General features: G+C 57.1%; 20 protein-coding genes. 15 read left to right on the top strand and 5 right to left on the bottom strand.

All coding sequences use genetic code 11. From position 1 onward, the window contains the following. Positions 1-131 precede the first annotated feature (131 nt). Positions 132-1,385, top strand: a complete 1,254-nt coding sequence (gene glyA, locus ACOTX7_RS01500; RefSeq protein ID WP_006811549.1) for a serine hydroxymethyltransferase — start codon at positions 132-134, stop codon at positions 1,383-1,385. 54 nt (positions 1,386-1,439) lie between these two features. On the opposite strand, the gene ACOTX7_RS01495 is transcribed toward glyA, so the two are convergent. Continuing rightward, on the bottom strand, positions 1,440-1,862 hold the full coding sequence (locus ACOTX7_RS01495) for a DoxX family protein (RefSeq protein WP_221256339.1): 423 nt from the start codon (positions 1,860-1,862) through the stop codon (positions 1,440-1,442). A gap of 172 nt (positions 1,863-2,034) precedes the next feature. Between ACOTX7_RS01495 and ACOTX7_RS01490 the strand changes: the two genes are divergently transcribed. Beyond that, positions 2,035-3,174 (top strand): 3-phenylpropionate MFS transporter, encoded by a 1,140-nt coding sequence (locus ACOTX7_RS01490; RefSeq protein WP_221256338.1) that lies wholly within the window; start codon positions 2,035-2,037, stop codon positions 3,172-3,174. Here ACOTX7_RS01490 and csiE read toward each other — a convergent pair whose 3' ends face one another. Then, the gene (gene csiE, locus ACOTX7_RS01485) at positions 3,175-4,452 is read right to left on the bottom strand and encodes a stationary phase inducible protein CsiE (protein WP_006811547.1); all 1,278 of its coding nucleotides are present in this window, start codon (positions 4,450-4,452) and stop codon (positions 3,175-3,177) included. 125 nt (positions 4,453-4,577) lie between these two features. On the opposite strand from csiE, the gene ACOTX7_RS01480 reads away from it, so the two are divergent. After that, on the top strand, positions 4,578-5,216 hold the full coding sequence (locus ACOTX7_RS01480; protein WP_006811546.1) for a DUF1007 family protein: 639 nt from the start codon (positions 4,578-4,580) through the stop codon (positions 5,214-5,216). After that, positions 5,207-6,187, top strand: a complete 981-nt coding sequence (locus ACOTX7_RS01475; RefSeq protein WP_221813355.1) for a nickel/cobalt transporter — start codon at positions 5,207-5,209, stop codon at positions 6,185-6,187. Before ACOTX7_RS01480 ends, ACOTX7_RS01475 begins: the two co-directional genes overlap by 10 nt. A 59-nt stretch (positions 6,188-6,246) precedes the next feature. On the opposite strand, the gene suhB is transcribed toward ACOTX7_RS01475, so the two are convergent. After that, positions 6,247-7,050, bottom strand: a complete 804-nt coding sequence (gene suhB, locus ACOTX7_RS01470) for an inositol-1-monophosphatase (protein WP_003860668.1) — start codon at positions 7,048-7,050, stop codon at positions 6,247-6,249. A 132-nt stretch (positions 7,051-7,182) separates the two neighbouring features. Between suhB and trmJ the strand changes: the two genes are divergently transcribed. The 11 genes from trmJ to sseB all read left to right on the top strand — a co-directional run bounded on the left by trmJ (position 7,183) and on the right by sseB (position 15,923). Beyond that, the gene (gene trmJ, locus ACOTX7_RS01465; RefSeq protein WP_221257275.1) at positions 7,183-7,908 is read left to right on the top strand and encodes a tRNA (cytosine(32)/uridine(32)-2'-O)-methyltransferase TrmJ; all 726 of its coding nucleotides are present in this window, start codon (positions 7,183-7,185) and stop codon (positions 7,906-7,908) included. A 216-nt stretch (positions 7,909-8,124) separates the two neighbouring features. Then, on the top strand, positions 8,125-8,616 hold the full coding sequence (iscR, locus tag ACOTX7_RS01460; RefSeq protein ID WP_003860665.1) for a Fe-S cluster assembly transcriptional regulator IscR: 492 nt from the start codon (positions 8,125-8,127) through the stop codon (positions 8,614-8,616). Positions 8,617-8,733: 117 nt separating this feature from the next. Further along, positions 8,734-9,948, top strand: a complete 1,215-nt coding sequence (iscS, locus tag ACOTX7_RS01455) for a cysteine desulfurase (protein WP_003860663.1) — start codon at positions 8,734-8,736, stop codon at positions 9,946-9,948. Between the two features lie 24 nt (positions 9,949-9,972). After that, the gene (gene iscU, locus ACOTX7_RS01450) at positions 9,973-10,359 is read left to right on the top strand and encodes a Fe-S cluster assembly scaffold IscU (protein ID WP_003860661.1); all 387 of its coding nucleotides are present in this window, start codon (positions 9,973-9,975) and stop codon (positions 10,357-10,359) included. Between the two features lie 13 nt (positions 10,360-10,372). Next, complete coding sequence (gene iscA / locus ACOTX7_RS01445; protein WP_003860659.1) at positions 10,373-10,696, top strand: iron-sulfur cluster assembly protein IscA; 324 nt, start codon at positions 10,373-10,375, stop codon at positions 10,694-10,696. Between the two features lie 79 nt (positions 10,697-10,775). Next, positions 10,776-11,291: a co-chaperone HscB gene (hscB, locus tag ACOTX7_RS01440; protein WP_006811542.1), complete on the top strand. Its 516-nt coding sequence runs from the start codon at positions 10,776-10,778 to the stop codon at positions 11,289-11,291. 14 nt (positions 11,292-11,305) lie between these two features. Beyond that, positions 11,306-13,156, top strand: coding sequence for a Fe-S protein assembly chaperone HscA (gene hscA, locus ACOTX7_RS01435; protein ID WP_221256336.1), 1,851 nt, complete (start codon positions 11,306-11,308; stop codon positions 13,154-13,156). A gap of 1 nt (position 13,157) precedes the next feature. Next, positions 13,158-13,493 (top strand): ISC system 2Fe-2S type ferredoxin, encoded by a 336-nt coding sequence (gene fdx / locus ACOTX7_RS01430; RefSeq protein ID WP_003860652.1) that lies wholly within the window; start codon positions 13,158-13,160, stop codon positions 13,491-13,493. A 1-nt stretch (position 13,494) separates the two neighbouring features. Further along, positions 13,495-13,695 (top strand): Fe-S cluster assembly protein IscX, encoded by a 201-nt coding sequence (gene iscX, locus ACOTX7_RS01425; RefSeq protein ID WP_003860650.1) that lies wholly within the window; start codon positions 13,495-13,497, stop codon positions 13,693-13,695. A gap of 53 nt (positions 13,696-13,748) precedes the next feature. After that, on the top strand, positions 13,749-15,035 hold the full coding sequence (pepB, locus tag ACOTX7_RS01420; protein ID WP_047353693.1) for an aminopeptidase PepB: 1,287 nt from the start codon (positions 13,749-13,751) through the stop codon (positions 15,033-15,035). A 111-nt stretch (positions 15,036-15,146) separates the two neighbouring features. Beyond that, a complete protein-coding gene (sseB, locus tag ACOTX7_RS01415) occupies positions 15,147-15,923 on the top strand; it encodes an enhanced serine sensitivity protein SseB (RefSeq protein WP_221256335.1) in 777 nt (258 codons plus the stop codon). 17 nt (positions 15,924-15,940) lie between these two features. On the opposite strand, the gene ACOTX7_RS01410 is transcribed toward sseB, so the two are convergent. Both ACOTX7_RS01410 and sseA read right to left on the bottom strand, forming a co-directional pair. Then, positions 15,941-16,711 carry a MurR/RpiR family transcriptional regulator gene (locus ACOTX7_RS01410; protein WP_006811538.1) on the bottom strand — a complete coding sequence of 257 codons (771 nt, stop codon included), beginning with the start codon at positions 16,709-16,711 and terminating at the stop codon, positions 15,941-15,943. Beyond that, positions 16,711-17,556 (bottom strand): 3-mercaptopyruvate sulfurtransferase, encoded by an 846-nt coding sequence (gene sseA, locus ACOTX7_RS01405; protein ID WP_205922485.1) that lies wholly within the window; start codon positions 17,554-17,556, stop codon positions 16,711-16,713. The genes ACOTX7_RS01410 and sseA overlap by 1 nt, the downstream gene beginning before the upstream one ends. Positions 17,557-17,576: the final 20 nt, after the last annotated feature.

Here is a 17,576-nt window from a genome sequence, read left to right as displayed (position 1 = left end):
TAAACGTTTGCGTAAAATCGTTTGTCAAGACCTGTTATCGCAGAACTATTCAGTTATACTGTTGCCCGTCGTCCAACAGGACTGCCTTTTCAGGCCAAAAATTTACTTGTTAGCTGAGTCAGGAGATGCGGATGTTAAAGCGTGAAATGAACATTGCCGATTATGATGCCGAACTGTGGCAGGCTATGGAGCAGGAAAAAGTACGTCAGGAAGAGCACATCGAACTGATCGCCTCCGAAAACTACACCAGCCCGCGCGTAATGCAGGCGCAGGGTTCTCAGCTGACCAACAAATATGCTGAAGGTTATCCGGGCAAGCGCTACTACGGCGGTTGCGAGTACGTTGATATCGTTGAGCAGCTGGCGATTGACCGTGCGAAAGAACTCTTTGGCGCTGACTACGCGAACGTGCAGCCGCACTCTGGCTCTCAGGCTAACTTCGCTGTTTACACCGCGCTGTTGCAGCCGGGCGATACCGTTCTGGGTATGAACCTGGCGCAGGGCGGCCACCTGACTCACGGCTCCCCGGTAAACTTCTCCGGCAAACTGTACAACATCATCCCTTACGGTATTGATGAGTCCGGTAAAATTGACTACGACGACATGGCTAAGCAGGCCAAAGAACACAAGCCGAAGATGATCATCGGTGGCTTCTCGGCTTACTCCGGCATCGTTGACTGGGCAAAAATGCGCGAAATCGCTGACAGCATCGGCGCGTACCTGTTCGTTGATATGGCGCACGTGGCGGGTCTGATCGCCGCAGGCGTTTATCCTAACCCGGTTCCACACGCTCACGTTGTGACCACCACCACCCACAAAACCCTGGCGGGTCCACGCGGTGGCCTGATCCTGGCGAAAGGCGGTGACGAAGAGCTGTACAAAAAGCTGAACTCCGCCGTGTTCCCAAGCGCCCAGGGTGGCCCGCTGATGCACGTGATCGCGGCAAAAGCGGTGGCGCTGAAAGAAGCGATGGAGCCAGAGTTCAAGGTTTACCAGCAGCAGGTTGCTAAGAACGCCAAAGCGATGGTGGAAGTGTTCCTGAACCGTGGCTACAAAGTGGTCTCTGGCGGGACTGAAAACCACCTGTTCCTGCTGGATCTGGTTGATAAGAACCTGACCGGTAAAGAAGCTGACGCTGCCCTGGGCCGCGCCAACATCACCGTGAACAAAAACAGCGTGCCAAACGATCCGAAGAGCCCGTTCGTGACCTCCGGTATCCGTATCGGTTCTCCGGCTGTGACTCGTCGCGGCTTTAAAGAAGCGGAAGTGAAAGAGCTGGCGGGCTGGATGTGTGACGTTCTGGACAACATCAATGACGAAGCGGTTATCGAGCGCGTCAAAGGTAAAGTACTGGACATCTGCGCCCGCTTCCCGGTGTACGCATAATTCCTCTGCTTTGCAGAACTGAAAAAGGCCGCGCTTGCGGCCTTTTTTTATGGGCTAACGCCGGTCGAGGGAGATGGCTCCCGGCCCGGTGATCGCCAGCAAAATAAAGGCGCCAGCGATACTCACATTTTTGTAGAAGTTAATCATGTTAGGGACGACAGCATCACCCGTCATTTCCCAGTAATGGTGACCAATCACCGCTGTACCCAGCGTATAGAAGACAAAGATCACCGCGAGGGGGCGGGTGAAAAAGCCCAGCACGATAAGGATCGCGGCGGGGACTTCCATCACCACCGCAATAATCGCGGCCAGCATGGGCATGGGGGCGCCGAGCGAGGTCATATACTGAACGGTGCCGCTAAACCCCGTCAGCTTGGGATAACCGAAAATAATAAACAGGACCACAATGGCGATACGGGCAATTAATAGCAGGAGAGAACGAGAGGAGCCGAAATCGAAATAACGTAAGCTGTTCATGGCAAACGACCTCTTCAGGCGATGTCTTATAAACGTAATACAGTTTTACCGCTCTCGCCATACGCTGTCCGGCTGATGATGATGTTAATTTTTAGTTAATTTATAGCGCGCTAACGACTTGCTAAAGTCAGGGATTAACGCCAGACTATCGCCTCCATTTCGGGAGGGATTCATGGTCTTGCATTCCACGCGCTGGCTGGCGCTCAGCTATTTCACCTATTTCTTTAGTTACGGTATTTTTCTGCCTTTCTGGAGCGTCTGGCTCAAGGGAATTGGTCTGACGCCTGAAACCATCGGCATCCTGCTGGGCGCAGGGCTGGTGGCACGTTTCCTGGGTAGCCTGCTGATTGCGCCCCGGGTCAGCGATCCCTCCTTACTGATTAAAGCGGTGCGAATTCTGGCCCTGCTGACGCTGGTCTTTGCGGCCTGTTTCTGGGTCAGTCACCAGTTTGCCTGGCTGATGGTGGTGATGGTTGGCTTTAACCTCTTCTTCTCCCCGCTGGTACCGCTGACGGATGCGCTGGCGAACACCTGGCAAAAGCAGATCACCATGGACTATGGCCGCGTACGCCTGTGGGGATCGATTGCCTTCGTGATCGGCTCAGCGCTGGTGGGAAAACTGGTCAGCCTCTATGACTACCGTGCCATTCTGGCACTGTTAACGCTCGGCATCGCCTCGATGCTGCTCGGTATGTTGCTGCGTCCATCGGTGATGCCGCAGGGCGAAAGCCGTCATCAGGAGAGTGCCGGCTGGCCCGCCTGGCGCTCGCTGGTGATGCAAAGCTGGCGTTTCCTGGCCTGTGTCTGTCTGCTCCAGGGGGCACATGCGGCCTATTACGGTTTCAGCGCCATCTACTGGCAGGGGGCGGGTTACTCGGCTTCTGCGGTAGGCTACCTGTGGTCGCTCGGCGTGGTTGCGGAGGTCATTATCTTCGCGCTGAGCCAAAAACTGTTCCGTCGTTTCGGGGCGCGTGACCTGCTCCTGCTTTCCGCCGTGTGCGGCGTGGCGCGCTGGGGCATCATGGGCTGGACGACGGAGCTGCCGTGGCTGATTGTGGCGCAAATCCTGCACTGCGGAACCTTCACCGTCTGCCATCTTGCGGCGATGCGCTACATCGCGGCGCGAGAGGGTGGGGACGTTATTCGTCTTCAGGCTGTTTATTCAGCGGTGGCGATGGGCGGCAGCATTGCGGTGATGACCGTATTTGCCGGTTTCCTCTATCAGCACCTGGGGCACGGTGTGTTCTGGGTCATGGCACTGGTCGCTTTACCGGCCATCGTCATCCGCCCAAAGGTGGCTGCTCGCACGTAACTACGATTCGAGCATAACGCGAATATGTTCCTGCTGCTGCGTGTTCAGGGTCTCAACGGCATGAATGAGCGGCGGCGAGAACAGCGGCAGGGCGGTCGGATAGGGCGTAATGACCAGCGCTGCTTCGCGGGGGGCGCCCTCTTTTTTAAACGCTTCCAGGCTAAGATAACGAATATTGAGCGGCAGTAGCGTCAGCTCGCGAAGCTGCTGCTCAATCAGCTCCTCACAGGCTTTATCTTCCCCCGTTAACAGGACCACCTGTTTTTCATGCAGATCGGTTTCCTGCATCAGCCAGGCACCAAAAATCACCGCCACCAGAGCCATCTCTTCACCGGAGAATCGCAGACCAAATTCGGCTTCCAGTTCAAACAGCGCCTCTTTGGTGGTGCGGAGCAGCCGGGGGTACAGACGGTGGATCTCTTCCGGCAGACTGTTGTCGATACCAATATCAAATAAGGAGCGGTCCAGCGCCTGAGCGAGATGAATGTAAAGCTGATCGGTCAGCCCTTGCTCATCGCTGAAGTTCATCCCGGTTTGCGCCCGGAAACGGGCAATCATACGCACGATGGCGCGACGCAGGCGCTGATCCTGCTGGTGTTTATCCAGCACCGGGTCGGGCGTGCGGAGCATCATAAACAGCAGCGCCAGGAACAGTTGTTCATCGCTGTGCGTTCCCTGCGGAACGCGCCGTTTCCAGTGGCGGACAATTTCCTGCGCCGTAAAGTACTCCCCTCGGGACTGCGTCCAGCTGCGCTGAACGGGGGAAAACTGCGGCGTATTGCCCAGATGATGCTGAATCAGACAGTATTGCAGATAAAGCTGTAAAAATTGCACGTCGCGGGTCTCAAACTGACGCTGAAGCTTGCGCGCGCAAAAGTTGATAAGCGCCCGAAGATTCGCATCGTCATAAAGCGGGCGGGCAATGCCGTGCTGTTTGAGCGCGGTTTTTAAGGCCGGGGTGAACTGTTGCGCGACAAAATGCGGACACAGCCGGAGCGCCCTGCGCAGCCAGTGCAGCAGGCACAAACGCTGGTTCAGGGCGGAACCCTCAATTCGGTAGCAGCCATCGTGGTGCGTGACGATATCAAGCCGATGATAGCGCTGGATTTCATCGCGCGTCTCGGCTATATCTTGCCGTGCCATGACGTCGTCCACGCCGTTGGCAGCGATTATGCTCTGTGCGGTGATGGCAGCATCGGGCAGGTAAAGCATCAAAAGCACCTGGCAGCGGCGCTGCGAACTGGAAAGCACAGATGGAATTTCAAGCGTCGTCATCATCTGTCGGGTATCCAGTGTGAATGTTTGATAAGAATAGCTAAAGGATGGGCGCTGAAAAGCGCACCGGCAGGCCTTTCATTCAGGATTGCTGGCGAACATCACAGAATTTTTGACGTGAGGAACAGATGCAAATAGTTAAACAAAGCGCGGTAGCGTTATTTTTGGCGGTTTTCACTTTCACTGCCTGCGCACACCCTCACAGTTTTATCAGCCTGAAAACCGAGCTGGTGACGGACGGCACGCAGCTTAGCGGTCTGAAAATGCGCTGGACGATGGATGAAATCACCTCCGCCGATCTGCTGTATGATGCCGGTAACGCCAGGCCTGGCGATGAGATCTGGAAAAAGCTGGCGGCGGAAGTCATGGCCAATGTGCTGGGTCAGCACTACTTCACCGAATTCTGGCACAACGGACAAAAGGTGAAGTTTCTTAACCGTCCCACCGAGTACGGCATGACCCGCGACGGTCATCAGGCGGTGCTGACGTTTATCCTTCCGCTGGCGCATCCGCAGCCGCTGGCCGGGCAGAAATACACGTTTTCCACGTTTGATCCGAGTTACTATGTCGACATGCATTACGCGGAGGACAGTGACGTGCAGTTGCCAGAAATATTGCAAAAAAGCTGTAAAATTGCCGTGCACACCCCAACACCCAGCGAAGAGACGCTGAACTTTGCCGTTTCCCTTGATAAAGAAGATGCGCCTCCAGAAGACATGGAATTAGGTAAACAGTTTGCGCAGGAGGTGACGTTGCAATGTCAGTGATCTCTTCCCCGGCTCGAAAACCGCGCCGCTGGCTCCCTCTGTGGCCGCTGGCGCTCTTTGTGTTGTTAGCGGTTGGCGGGGCGCTCTGGCTGTGGCAGGCATGGCCGCAGGTGATGATGAAAAGCATCCTCTGGCAGCGGGAAGTCAATCAGCAGATGAGCGGTCTGCTGAAAGCCGTGGCAGAAAATCCGACGAAAGCGGGCGGATCGCTTCTGGCGTTCAGCTTCATCTATGGCGTGCTGCATGCGCTGGGGCCGGGACACGGCAAAATCGTGATCACCACCTGGCTTGCCACGCATCCTTCAAAGCTGAAATCAAGTATCGGCCTGACGCTGGCTTCCTCTCTGCTTCAGGGCGGTGTGGCGATTGCGCTGGTCGTGGTCGTCCTTTCGTTGCTACAACTGCCTGCCCGTCAGCTGCATATGAGCAGCTTCTGGCTGGAGAAGGGGAGCTACGCGCTGGTGGGCTTGCTGGGGCTGCTCCTCTGCTGGCGAGCGCTGAAAAAACTACGCGCGTTACTGCAAAAGCCCAAATTCAAAGCCTTTACGCCGCATCACGTTCACCATGAAAACTGCGGATGCGGGCATCAGCATCTGCCGACGCAGGAGCAGTTACAGCGCGGTGACGACTGGCGCGCGCGCCTGATGATTATTCTGTCTATGGGAATGCGTCCGTGCTCGGGCGCAATTATGGTGCTGCTGTTCAGTAAAGTGATTGGTGTATTTGTCTGGGGCATGCTCTCGGCGCTGGCGATGGCGGCGGGCACGTCTCTCACCATTTCGTCTTTAGCGCTGCTGGTTCACAGCTTCCGTCAGCTGGCGATAAAACTCAGCGGCAATAAAACGCCGGTATTGTGGCGACAGGTTGGCTGGACGACGCTTGCGCTGGCGGGTGGGGTGATCCTGCTGGTGGCTGCGGTGACGATGTGGATGAGCGCGGTGCCGGTGGGGAGGGGATTACGGCCTTTCTAGCGTACTGAGGGATTGTGTAGGCCCGGTACGCGAAGCGCCACCGGGCTTAACAAACGGGATTAACGCTTCAGCGCATCGCTCAGTTCGTCACGCATGTTAGCCAGCATGGCTTTAACAACGCGTGGGTTACCTGCAACGATGTTGCCGGTAGACATATAGTTATGACCGCCGGTGAAGTCGCAAACAATGGCGCCAGCTTCACGTGCGATCAGCTCGCCCGCCGCAAAGTCCCATGGCTTCAGGGACAGTTCGAAGTAACCGTCAACGCGACCGGTCGCCACGTAGGCCAGATCCAGCGCCGCAGAGCCGGTGCGACGGAAGTCCGCGCATTCGGTGAACAGTTTGCCCAGGATATTCATATAAGTGGTTGCGTGCTGCTTCGCCTTGAACGGGAAGCCGGTCGCCAGGATCGTGCCGTCCAGATCGCGTGCATTGCTACAACGCAGACGGTAGCCGTTCAGCTGTGCGCCCTGACCGCGGGTAGCGGTGAACAGTTCGTTACGCATTGGATCGTAAACAACGGCGACTTCAGTACGGCCTTTAATGCGTACTGCGATAGAGACAGAGAAGTGTGGCAGGCGTTTGACGAAGTTGGTGGTGCCATCCAGTGGATCGATAACCCATTGAACATCCTGATCGGTACCTTCATGTTCACCGCTTTCTTCGGTGATGATGGTGTGCTGCGGGTAAGATTTGCGGATCGTTTCGATAATAATCGCTTCTGCGGCTTTATCGACGTTAGTCACGAAATCATTGCTGCCTTTCTGGCTGGTTTCTACGGAGTCTGGGGTTTCGTAGTGTTTGGCAATTACATTACCCGCCTTGCGCGCTGCGCGCACGGCGATGGTCAGCATCGGATGCATCGGTCTCTCTCACTGGATGTTAAAGAACAGGAAAATCGGCGCAGAGTATAGCAGCGGGATCGGATTATGTCTCTCGTTTATGATAATATGCCCGAATATTCTTCAGACACTGAATCCAGACATCTAAAAATTATGCTGCAAAACATTCGAATCGTGCTGGTCGAAACATCGCACACCGGCAACATGGGCTCTGTGGCCCGCGCTATGAAAACCATGGGCTTAACGAACCTGTGGCTGGTTAACCCGCTGGTGAAACCAGACTCTCAGGCTATTGCTCTGGCGGCAGGCGCCAGCGACGTGATCGGTAATGCGCAGATCGTGGACACCCTGGATGAAGCCCTGGCCGGTTGCAGCCTGGTGGTGGGGACCAGCGCGCGCTCCCGTACGCTGCCCTGGCCGATGCTGGACCCGCGCGAATGCGGCCTGAAAAGCGTCGCAGAAGCGGAACAGGCGCCGGTTGCGCTGGTGTTTGGCCGTGAACGCGTTGGCCTGACCAACGAGGAACTACAGAAGTGCCACTACCACGTGGCGATTGCCGCCAACCCGGAATACAGTTCGCTGAACCTGGCGATGGCGGTACAGGTGATCGCCTACGAAGTGCGCATGGCATGGCTGGCGACGCAGGAGAAACCGGTCGAACCTAAAGAAGAGGCGGCCTACCCGCTGGTGGACGATCTGGAGCGTTTCTACGGTCACCTGGAGCAGACGCTGCTCTCTACCGGCTTCATCCGTGAAGGCCACCCCGGCCAGGTGATGAACAAGCTGCGCCGTATGTTCACCCGCGCGCGCCCGGAAAGCCAGGAGTTGAACATCCTGCGCGGAATTCTGGCGTCGATTGAGCAGAAGAGTAAAGAGTAGTGTCGATTTCCCCCTCTCCCCGTGGGAGAGGGCTGGGGTGAGGGCATCAGGCCGCACCTATATTATGAAGGCACAGAAGGTTAAATACCTGACTAAAACAGTCAAGTAAATAGTTGACCAATTTAGTCAGGAATGTCAGACTTGGCCCTGCTATGCAATACCCCCATTTTACAATAAAAAACCCCGGGCAGGGGCGAGTTTGAGGTTAAGTAAGACATGAGACTGACATCTAAAGGGCGTTATGCCGTGACCGCGATGCTGGACGTTGCGCTCAACTCCGAAGCGGGCCCGGTTCCGTTGGCTGATATTTCTGAACGACAAGGGATCTCCCTCTCTTACCTGGAACAGCTGTTCTCCAGACTGCGTAAAAATGGACTGGTGTCCAGCGTTCGTGGCCCGGGCGGCGGTTATCTGCTGGGTAAAGACGCGGGCAGTATTGCGGTTGGCGAAGTGATTAGCGCGGTTGACGAATCCGTTGACGCGACCCGTTGCCAGGGTAAAGGCGGCTGTCAGGGCGGCGATAAATGCCTGACCCACGCGCTGTGGCGCGATCTGAGCGACCGTCTGACCGGCTTCCTGAATAACATCACCCTGGGTGAACTGGTTAATAACCAGGAAGTTCTGGATGTCTCTGGTCGTCAGCATAGTCAGGATTCACAGCGCAGCACCCGTACGCAGGACGCCATCGACGTTAAACTGCGCGCGTAATTAAAAAGATAAGTATTCAGAATCAGGCCGGGGTGGTCACACCCCGCGTACTCGGTCGTACATCCAGCCGGTTGCCTGATTCCTTGCATTGAAGCGATGTACGGAGTTTATAGAGCAATGAAATTACCGATTTATCTCGACTACTCCGCAACCACGCCGGTGGACCCGCGTGTTGCCGAGAAAATGATGCAGTGTCTGACCCTGGACGGAAACTTTGGTAACCCAGCTTCCCGTTCACACCGTTTTGGCTGGCATGCTGAAGAGGCGGTTGATATCGCCCGTAATCAGATTGCTGACCTGGTTGGTGCCGACCCGCGTGAAATTGTTTTCACCTCCGGTGCGACCGAATCCGACAACCTGGCGATCAAAGGTGCAGCCAACTTTTATCAGAAAAAAGGCAAGCACATCATCACCAGCAAAACCGAACACAAAGCCGTGCTGGATACCTGCCGTCAGCTGGAGCGTGAAGGGTTCGAAGTGACTTACCTGGCGCCGCAGAGCAACGGGATCATCGACCTGAAAGAGCTCGAAGCGGCGATGCGTGATGACACCATTCTGGTCTCCATCATGCACGTTAACAACGAAATCGGCGTCGTTCAGGACATCGCGACCATCGGCGAAATGTGCCGTGCGCGCGGCATCATTTACCACGTGGATGCGACCCAGAGCGTGGGCAAACTGCCTATCGACCTGAGCCAGCTGAAAGTGGACCTGATGTCCTTCTCCGGTCACAAAATCTATGGCCCGAAAGGGATCGGCGCGCTGTATGTGCGTCGTAAGCCACGTATCCGCATCGAAGCACAGATGCACGGCGGCGGTCACGAGCGTGGCATGCGTTCCGGTACGCTGCCTGTTCACCAGATCGTGGGCATGGGCGAAGCGTATCGCATCGCGAAAGAAGAGATGGAAACCGAGATGGCGCGCCTGCGTACGCTGCGTAACCGTCTGTGGGACGGCGTGAAAGATATGGAGGAAGTGTATCTGAACGGCGATCTCGAGCAGGGCGCACCGAACATCCTCAACGTCAGCTTCAACTATGTTGAAGGCGAGTCGCTGATCATGGCGCTGAAAGACCTGGCCGTTTCGTCCGGCTCTGCCTGTACGTCTGCAAGCCTGGAGCCATCCTACGTGCTCCGCGCGCTGGGCATGACTGACGAGCTGGCACACAGCTCTATCCGTTTCTCTTTAGGTCGTTTCACTACCGAAGAAGAGATTGACTACACCATCAAGCTGGTTCGTAACTCCATTGGCCGTCTGCGCGACCTTTCTCCACTGTGGGAAATGTTCAAGCAGGGCGTGGATCTGAACAGCATTGAATGGTCACATCACTAATCGGTACATAAGGAGAATTCAATCATGGCATACAGCGAAAAAGTTATTGATCATTACGAGAACCCGCGCAACGTTGGCTCTTTTGACAACAGCGACGAGAGCGTAGGTAGCGGTATGGTTGGCGCGCCAGCGTGTGGCGACGTGATGAAGTTGCAGATTAAAGTCAACAATGAAGGTATCATTGAAGACGCGCGCTTCAAGACCTACGGCTGCGGTTCTGCTATCGCCTCCAGCTCCCTGGTCACCGAATGGGTGAAAGGGAAGTCTCTGGACGAAGCACAGGCAATCAAAAACACGGATATTGCTGAAGAACTCGAACTGCCACCGGTGAAAATTCACTGTTCAATTCTGGCAGAAGACGCGATCAAAGCCGCCATTGCGGATTACAAAAGCAAACGTGAAGCAAAATAATTGAGGTTTGAGTATGTCGATTACCCTTAGCGACAGCGCTGCCGCGCGAGTAAGCTCTTTTCTGGCGAACCGTGGTAAAGGCTTTGGCCTGCGACTGGGCGTACGTACCTCCGGCTGTTCTGGTATGGCTTACGTACTGGAGTTTGTTGACGAACCGGCGTCTGATGACACCGTGTTTGAAGACAAGGGCGTGAAGGTGGTGGTCGATGGCAAAAGCCTGCAATTTCTCAACGGCACTCAGCTGGACTTCGTAAAAGAAGGCCTGAACGAAGGGTTCAAATTCACGAACCCGAACGTCAAAGACGAGTGTGGTTGCGGCGAAAGCTTCCACGTTTAACCGCGCGTCATCCGAAACCCCACCGTGGCTTACCCGCTACGCGTGGGGTTTGTTCTAACAGGCTACCCCTGAGATTGTTATGGATTACTTCACTCTCTTCGGACTACCCGCTCAATACCCGATCGATCTCCAGGCGCTGACGATCCGTTTTCAGGATCTCCAGCGTCAGTACCATCCGGATAAATTCGCCAGCGGGACGCAGGCAGAGCAGCTGGCTGCGGTATCACACTCCGCAACCATCAACCAGGCCTGGCAAACGCTGCGTCATCCCCTGGCGCGCGCAGAATATCTGCTCTCGCTCCACGGTTTCGATCTGGCGAGCGAACAGCATACCGTGCGTGACACCGCCTTTCTGATGGAACAGCTGGAGCTTCGCGAAGAGCTGGATGAGATTGAACAGGCGAAAGACGAAGCGCGTCTGGAACGTTTTATTCAACGCGTGAAGGGCATGTTCGATACCCGCCATCAGCAGATGGTGGAGCAACTGAACAACGAGACCTGGGACGTGGCGGCAGACACTGTGCGTAAACTCCGTTTTCTCGATAAACTGCGAAGCAGTGCTGAACAACTCGAAGAAAAGCTGCTCGATTTTTAATTTCGGAAGCAATTATGGCCTTATTACAAATTAGTGAGCCTGGTTTAAGTGCCGCACCGCACCAGCGTCGTCTGGCGGTGGGTATTGATCTTGGCACCACCAATTCCCTCGTGGCGACCGTGCGCAGCGGCCAGGCGGAAACGCTGGCTGACGAGCAGGGCCGCCATCTGCTGCCTTCCGTGGTCCACTACCAGCAGCAGGGTCACGCGGTCGGGTTTGATGCCCGCGCTAACGCCTCGCGCGATCCGGCCAATACTATCAGCTCGGTTAAGCGCATGATGGGCCGCTCGCTGGCGGATATCCAGGCCCGCTACCCGCATCTGCCGTATCAGCTTCAGGCCAGCGAAAACGGCCTGCCGATGATTGCGACCGCTGCCGGTCTGTTGAACCCGATTCGCGTTTCCGCTGACATTCTCAAAGCGCTGGCGGAGCGCGCCACGGCGACGCTCGGCGGCGATCTGGACGGCGTGGTGATCACCGTTCCGGCCTACTTCGACGACGCACAGCGTCAGGGCACCAAAGACGCCGCGCGTCTGGCGGGCCTGCACGTGCTGCGCCTGCTGAACGAACCGACGGCAGCGGCGATTGCCTACGGCCTCGACTCCGGTCAGGAAGGGGTGATTGCGGTCTACGATCTCGGCGGCGGCACCTTTGATATCTCTATCCTGCGCTTAAGCCGCGGGGTGTTTGAAGTGCTGGCGACAGGCGGGGATTCCGCGCTGGGCGGCGACGACTTTGACCATCTGCTGGCGGACTACATCCGCGAACAGGCGGGCATCAGCGATCGCAGCGATGTGCGCGTCCAGCGTGAACTGCTGGATGCGGCCATCGACGCCAAAATCGCCCTGAGCGATGCACAGACGGTTACCGTAAACGTTGCGGGCTGGCAGGGTGAGATCACCCGCGACCAGTTCAGCGAACTGATTGCGCCTCTGGTTAAACGCACGCTGCTGGCCTGCCGTCGCGCATTGAAAGATGCGGGCGTCGACGCCAGCGAGGTGCTCGAAGTGGTCATGGTTGGCGGCTCAACCCGCGTGCCGCTGGTGCGCGAGCGCGTGGGCGAATTCTTTGGCCGCACGCCGCTGACCTCCATCGACCCGGACAAAGTGGTTGCCGTGGGCGCCGCTATCCAGGCCGATATTCTGGTGGGCAACAAGCCGGACAGCGAAATGCTGCTGCTGGACGTCATCCCGCTGTCGCTGGGTTTAGAAACCATGGGCGGCCTGGTGGAGAAAGTCATTCCGCGCAACACCACTATTCCGGTGGCGCGCGCGCAGGAGTTCACGACCTTCAAAGACGGCCAGACCGCGATGTCCATCCACGTGATGCAGGGTGAACGCGAGCTGGTGCAGGACTGCCGCTCTCTGGCGCGCTTTGCGCTGCGCGGCATCCCGGCGCTGCCAGCGGGCGGGGCGCACATTCGCGTCACCTTCCAGGTGGATGCGGACGGTCTGCTGAGCGTGACGGCGATGGAAAAATCGACCGGCGTGGAATCGTCCATCCAGGTGAAGCCGTCTTACGGCCTGACCGATGGCGAAATCGCCTCCATGATTCAGGACTCAATGAGCTACGCCGAGCAGGATGTGAAGGCACGTATGCTGGCTGAACAAAAAGTTGAAGCCGCACGCGTACTGGAAAGCCTGACCGGAGCGCTCGCTGCCGATGCCGCGCTGTTAAGCGCCGCAGAGCGTCAGGTAATTGACCAGGCTGCCGCGCACTTAAGCCTGGTTGCTATGGGCCATGACGCTGACGCCATAGAAGAAGCCATTAAAAACGTTGATAAACAAACCCAGGACTTCGCTGCTCGCCGCATGGACAAATCTGTCCGCGTCGCGCTGAAAGGCCAGTCCGTGGACGAGGTTTAATATGCCAAAGATTGTAATTTTGCCTCATGCGGACCTCTGTCCGGATGGCGCTGTTCTGGAAGCGAAGACCGGTGAAACCATTCTCGATGTTGCCCTGCGTGCAGGTATCGAAGTGGAACACGCCTGTGAAAAATCCTGTGCCTGCACCACCTGCCACTGCATCGTGCGTGAAGGTTTCGACTCTCTTGCTGAGAGCACCGAAGATGAAGACGATATGCTGGATAAAGCATGGGGTCTGGAGCCAGACAGCCGCCTGAGCTGTCAGGCCGCGGTGACCGATGAAGATCTGGTCGTGGAATTCCCACGCTACACCATCAACCACGCACGCGAGCATTGATATGGGACTGAAGTGGACAGACAGCCGTGAAATCGGCGAAGCGCTCTACGACGCGAACCCGGATCTCGATCCGAAGACCGTACGATTCACCGACATGCATCAGTGGATTTGCGATCTGGAGGATTTCGACGATGATCCAAACGCATCCAATGAAAAAATTCTGGAGGCGATTCTGTTAGTCTGGTTAGATGAAGCAGAGTAAATCACTTAACGGGCTGCCTTCAGGCGGCCCGTTTGCTAATAAGGATAAATAAAATGACCGAAGCGATGAAGATTACGCTCTCCACGCAGCCTGCGGACGCACGCTGGGGCGAGAAAGCCACGTACAGCATCAACAACGACGGTATTACCCTGCACCTGACGGGCAAAGATGATTTGGGTCTGATCCAGCGCGCCGCGCGTAAAATTGACGGCCTGGGCATTAAGCATGTCTCGCTGGAAGGCGAAGGCTGGGACACCGACCGCAGCTGGGCGTTCTGGGCGGGCTACAAAGGGCCGAAAGGCACCCGCAAAATTGAGTGGGCGAACCTCGACGAAGCTGGTCAGAAAGAGCTGGAAAGCCGCCTGCAAATTATCGACTGGGTACGCGACACCATCAACGCCCCGGCGGAAGAGTTAGGTCCTGAGCAACTGGCGCAGCGCGCGGTTGACCTGCTGTGCGGCGTGGCGGGTGAAAAAATGTCCTACCGCATCACCAAAGGTGAAGATCTGCGCGAGCAGAACTACATGGGCATCCACACCGTGGGCCGTGGCTCCGAGCGTCCTCCGGTCCTGCTGGCGCTGGATTACAACCCAACCGGCGATAAAGAAGCGCCGGTCTTTGCCTGTCTGGTCGGGAAAGGTATCACCTTCGACACCGGCGGCTACAGCCTGAAGCAAAGCGCGTTTATGGACTCCATGAAGTCTGACATGGGCGGCGCGGCAACCATCACCGGCGCGCTGGCGTTTGCCATTACCCGCGGTCTGAACAAGCGCGTGAAGCTGTACCTGTGCTGTGCGGACAACATGGTGAGCGGCAACGCCTTCAAGCTGGGCGACATCATTCGCTACCGCAACGGCAAAAACGTCGAAGTGATGAACACCGACGCCGAAGGCCGTCTGGTGCTGGCCGATGGCCTGATCGACGCCTGTGCGCAGAAGCCGGAGCTGATTATCGACATGGCGACCCTGACCGGCGCGGCGAAAACCGCCCTGGGTAACGACTACCACGCGCTGTTCAGCTTCGACGACAAGCTGGCCGCTCGTCTGCTGGCAAGCGCGGCTGCGGAAAACGAACCGTTCTGGCGTCTGCCGCTGGCCGAGTTCCACCGCAGCCAGCTGCCGTCTAACTTTGCCGAGCTGAACAACACCGCGAGCGCGGCGTACCCGGCGGGGGCAAGCACCGCAGCAGGTTTCCTGTCTCACTTCGTTGAGAACTACCATGAAGGCTGGCTGCACATCGACTGCTCCGCAACCTACCGTAAAGCGGCGGTTGAGCAGTGGTCCGCGGGTGCGACCGGCCTGGGCGTGCGTACCGTGGCGAACCTGCTGACGGCTGAGTAATCGTTGCCCCTCACCCCAGCCCTCTCCCCAAAGGGGAGAGGGTGTTCAAATTCCCTCTCCCCTTTGGGGAGAGGGTTAGGGTGAGGGGGAAATTCGACATCTGGAATTGTTATGTCAGAAACCAAAAACGAATTAGAAACCCTGCTGGAGCAGGCGGCGACCGAGCCCGCCCACCGTCCGGCCTTTTTCCGCACGCTGCTGGAATCCACCGTCTGGGTGCCGGGCACCGCGGCGGAAGGTGAGCAGGTTGTCGAAGACAGCGCGCTGGATCTGCTGCACTGGGAGAAAGACGACGGCACGTCGGTGATCCCGTTCTTCACCTCACTGGAAGCGTTGCAGGAGGCGGTAGAAGACGAACAGGCATTCGTGGTGATGCCGGTGCGCACGCTGTTCGAGATGACGCTGGGGCAGACATTGTTTCTTAACGCCAAACTGCCGACCGGGAAAGAGTTCACTCCGCGTGAAATCAGCCACCTGATGGGTGAAGAGGGCAACCCGCTCAGCACCCAGGAGGTGCTGGAAGGGGGCGAAACGCTGCTGCTGTCTGAAGTGGCCGAGCCGCCCGCGCAGATGATTGACTCCCTGACCACGCTGTTTAAAACCATAAAGCCGGTAAAACGCGCGTTCCTCTGCTCCATCAAAGAGAGCGCTGACGAACAACCCGTGCTGCTGATTGGTATTGAGGCCGACGGCGATATCGAGGAGATCATCCAGGCAGCGGGCAGCGTAGCAACCGACACGCTGCCGGGCGATGAGCCGATTGATATCTGTCAGGTGAAGAAAGGTGAGAAGGGCATCAGCCACTTTATTACCGAGCACATCACCCCGTTCTACGAGCGTCGCTGGGGCGGCTTCCTGCGCGATCTCAAGACCAACCGCATTATCTGATTACGGCGGGGTGAGCTTCACCCCGTTGCTTCCAGCAGCAGTAAATCCATCAGCAGCACCAGATTCGACTCAAACGACGTCACCCCTGCGGCTTCGGCGGCGAAGTGTACCGCCTCGTCATAGAGGGCAAAGTGCACGTCCGCCATTCCCGCCAGCGTATTGGCCGACGCGCGGGTAAAGGCGACAATCGTCATGCCGACGTTTTTGGCAATCCGCGCTTTATCCAGCACCTGCTCCGTTTCGCCGCTGCGCGAAACGGCAATAAACACCTGATAACGCGCGGCGTTGCTGAGGAAAATATTCCGGCTGTCCCCCGGCCCGGAGATAAACGCCGTTTTTCCCAGCACCTGCAACTTTTTGGTCAGGTACTCGGCAAAAAGATAGGAAAACCCGGCGCCGTAGAGAAAGAAGCTCTCTTTCTGGCGCAACAGGCTGGCAAACTGCTGGCGTTTGTCCTGGGTGACCCACTGGAAGGTGTGCTGATAGTTGGCAATGAACTGAGCAAAAAGCGCGGGCAATTCTGTCTGTTGCTCAGGCTGCACGGTGATATGCGGCGTATCAGAAAGCAGTTGCTTGCAGTGCCAGATAAACTCGCTAAAGCCACTGAAGCCTAACTTCTGGCACAGCCGCATAATCGTCGCGGTGGAGACAAATGTCGCCTGCGCCAGCTCGCGCACCGTGATGTTGCCCACCAGCAACGGATGCTCCGTGAGATGGGCGAGGACGCGATACTCTGCACGGGTCAGTGACGACCCGCGCGTTAACAGCGTAGCCAGGCGGTTATCCATTATTTTGCCGGTTCAACCGGCAGATCGTCCCGTGCACCCCATTCACTCCAGGCGCCGTCGTAGAGAGTCACGTCATTCGCGCCAAGGGTTGCCAGCGCCAGAATTACCACGCAGGCCGTCACGCCGGAGCCGCAGCTGGCAATAACCGGACGATGTAAATCAACGCCCGCACGTTCAAAAATGGCGCGCAATTCATCGGTGGTTTTCAGCTCACCTTCAAACACCAGATCGCCCCACGGCACGTTCAGCGCCCCCGGAATATGTCCGCGCCTCAGCCCCGGACGCGGTTCATCCGCTTCAGCGTTAAAGCGTGGCGCGGGACGGGCATCGACGATTTGTGCCGTCTTTTCATGGCTCACGACCAGCACATCGGTCAGGCGCTTCACCACGTGCGCGTCGAACGTCGCGTCGAAATCCCCTTCCGGCAGCGTCACGTCGCCCTGCTGAAGCGGCAGCTCATCACGCTTCCAGCCTGCAAGCCCGCCCGCCAGAATCGACACTTTTTCCACTCCGAAGTTTTTCAGCATCCACCACGCCCGCGGCGCAGAGAAGAGATTACCTTCATCGTAAACAACAAGATGTTTATCTTTGCTGATGCCCAGCTCGCGCATCGCCACGGAAAACGCTTCCGGGCGCGGCAGCATGTGCGGCAGGGGAGAGGTGTGATCGGAGAGGGCTTCAATATCAAAAAATACCGCGCCGGGCAGATGCCCTGCGCGATATTCATCGGGAACGTCACGATGCTCCTGGCCCGGCGGGGCCATACGCGCGTCAATAATCTGGACTTCCGGGTCATCGCCGTGCTCAATCAGCCAGTCGGCGGCGACAAAATATGAGGTGGACATGGGTTGCCTCCATTCTTTTC

Origin of the sequence: Enterobacter cloacae complex sp. IR5418 (assembly GCF_049238105.1) — a bacterium.
GTDB classification, from domain to species: Bacteria; Pseudomonadota; Gammaproteobacteria; order Enterobacterales; family Enterobacteriaceae; genus Enterobacter; species Enterobacter hormaechei.
The sequence above is the reverse complement of the archived record's forward strand: the minus strand, read 5'-3'. Positions and strand labels throughout refer to the sequence as shown.

What these genes read in the sequence shown, in the direction of transcription:
- glyA (WP_006811549.1), top strand. Translation starts at nt 132, where the DNA reads ATGTTAAAGCGTGAAATGAACATTGCCGATTATGATGCCGAACTGTGG.
- ACOTX7_RS01495 (WP_221256339.1), bottom strand. Translation starts at nt 1,862, where the DNA reads ATGAACAGCTTACGTTATTTCGATTTCGGCTCCTCTCGTTCTCTCCTG.
- ACOTX7_RS01490 (WP_221256338.1), top strand. Translation starts at nt 2,035, where the DNA reads ATGGTCTTGCATTCCACGCGCTGGCTGGCGCTCAGCTATTTCACCTAT.
- csiE (WP_006811547.1), bottom strand. Translation starts at nt 4,452, where the DNA reads ATGATGACGACGCTTGAAATTCCATCTGTGCTTTCCAGTTCGCAGCGC.
- ACOTX7_RS01480 (WP_006811546.1), top strand. Translation starts at nt 4,578, where the DNA reads ATGCAAATAGTTAAACAAAGCGCGGTAGCGTTATTTTTGGCGGTTTTC.
- ACOTX7_RS01475 (WP_221813355.1), top strand. Translation starts at nt 5,207, where the DNA reads ATGTCAGTGATCTCTTCCCCGGCTCGAAAACCGCGCCGCTGGCTCCCT.
- suhB (WP_003860668.1), bottom strand. Translation starts at nt 7,050, where the DNA reads ATGCATCCGATGCTGACCATCGCCGTGCGCGCAGCGCGCAAGGCGGGT.
- trmJ (WP_221257275.1), top strand. Translation starts at nt 7,183, where the DNA reads ATGCTGCAAAACATTCGAATCGTGCTGGTCGAAACATCGCACACCGGC.
- iscR (WP_003860665.1), top strand. Translation starts at nt 8,125, where the DNA reads ATGAGACTGACATCTAAAGGGCGTTATGCCGTGACCGCGATGCTGGAC.
- iscS (WP_003860663.1), top strand. Translation starts at nt 8,734, where the DNA reads ATGAAATTACCGATTTATCTCGACTACTCCGCAACCACGCCGGTGGAC.
- iscU (WP_003860661.1), top strand. Translation starts at nt 9,973, where the DNA reads ATGGCATACAGCGAAAAAGTTATTGATCATTACGAGAACCCGCGCAAC.
- iscA (WP_003860659.1), top strand. Translation starts at nt 10,373, where the DNA reads ATGTCGATTACCCTTAGCGACAGCGCTGCCGCGCGAGTAAGCTCTTTT.
- hscB (WP_006811542.1), top strand. Translation starts at nt 10,776, where the DNA reads ATGGATTACTTCACTCTCTTCGGACTACCCGCTCAATACCCGATCGAT.
- hscA (WP_221256336.1), top strand. Translation starts at nt 11,306, where the DNA reads ATGGCCTTATTACAAATTAGTGAGCCTGGTTTAAGTGCCGCACCGCAC.
- fdx (WP_003860652.1), top strand. Translation starts at nt 13,158, where the DNA reads ATGCCAAAGATTGTAATTTTGCCTCATGCGGACCTCTGTCCGGATGGC.
- iscX (WP_003860650.1), top strand. Translation starts at nt 13,495, where the DNA reads ATGGGACTGAAGTGGACAGACAGCCGTGAAATCGGCGAAGCGCTCTAC.
- pepB (WP_047353693.1), top strand. Translation starts at nt 13,749, where the DNA reads ATGACCGAAGCGATGAAGATTACGCTCTCCACGCAGCCTGCGGACGCA.
- sseB (WP_221256335.1), top strand. Translation starts at nt 15,147, where the DNA reads ATGTCAGAAACCAAAAACGAATTAGAAACCCTGCTGGAGCAGGCGGCG.
- ACOTX7_RS01410 (WP_006811538.1), bottom strand. Translation starts at nt 16,711, where the DNA reads ATGGATAACCGCCTGGCTACGCTGTTAACGCGCGGGTCGTCACTGACC.
- sseA (WP_205922485.1), bottom strand. Translation starts at nt 17,556, where the DNA reads ATGTCCACCTCATATTTTGTCGCCGCCGACTGGCTGATTGAGCACGGC.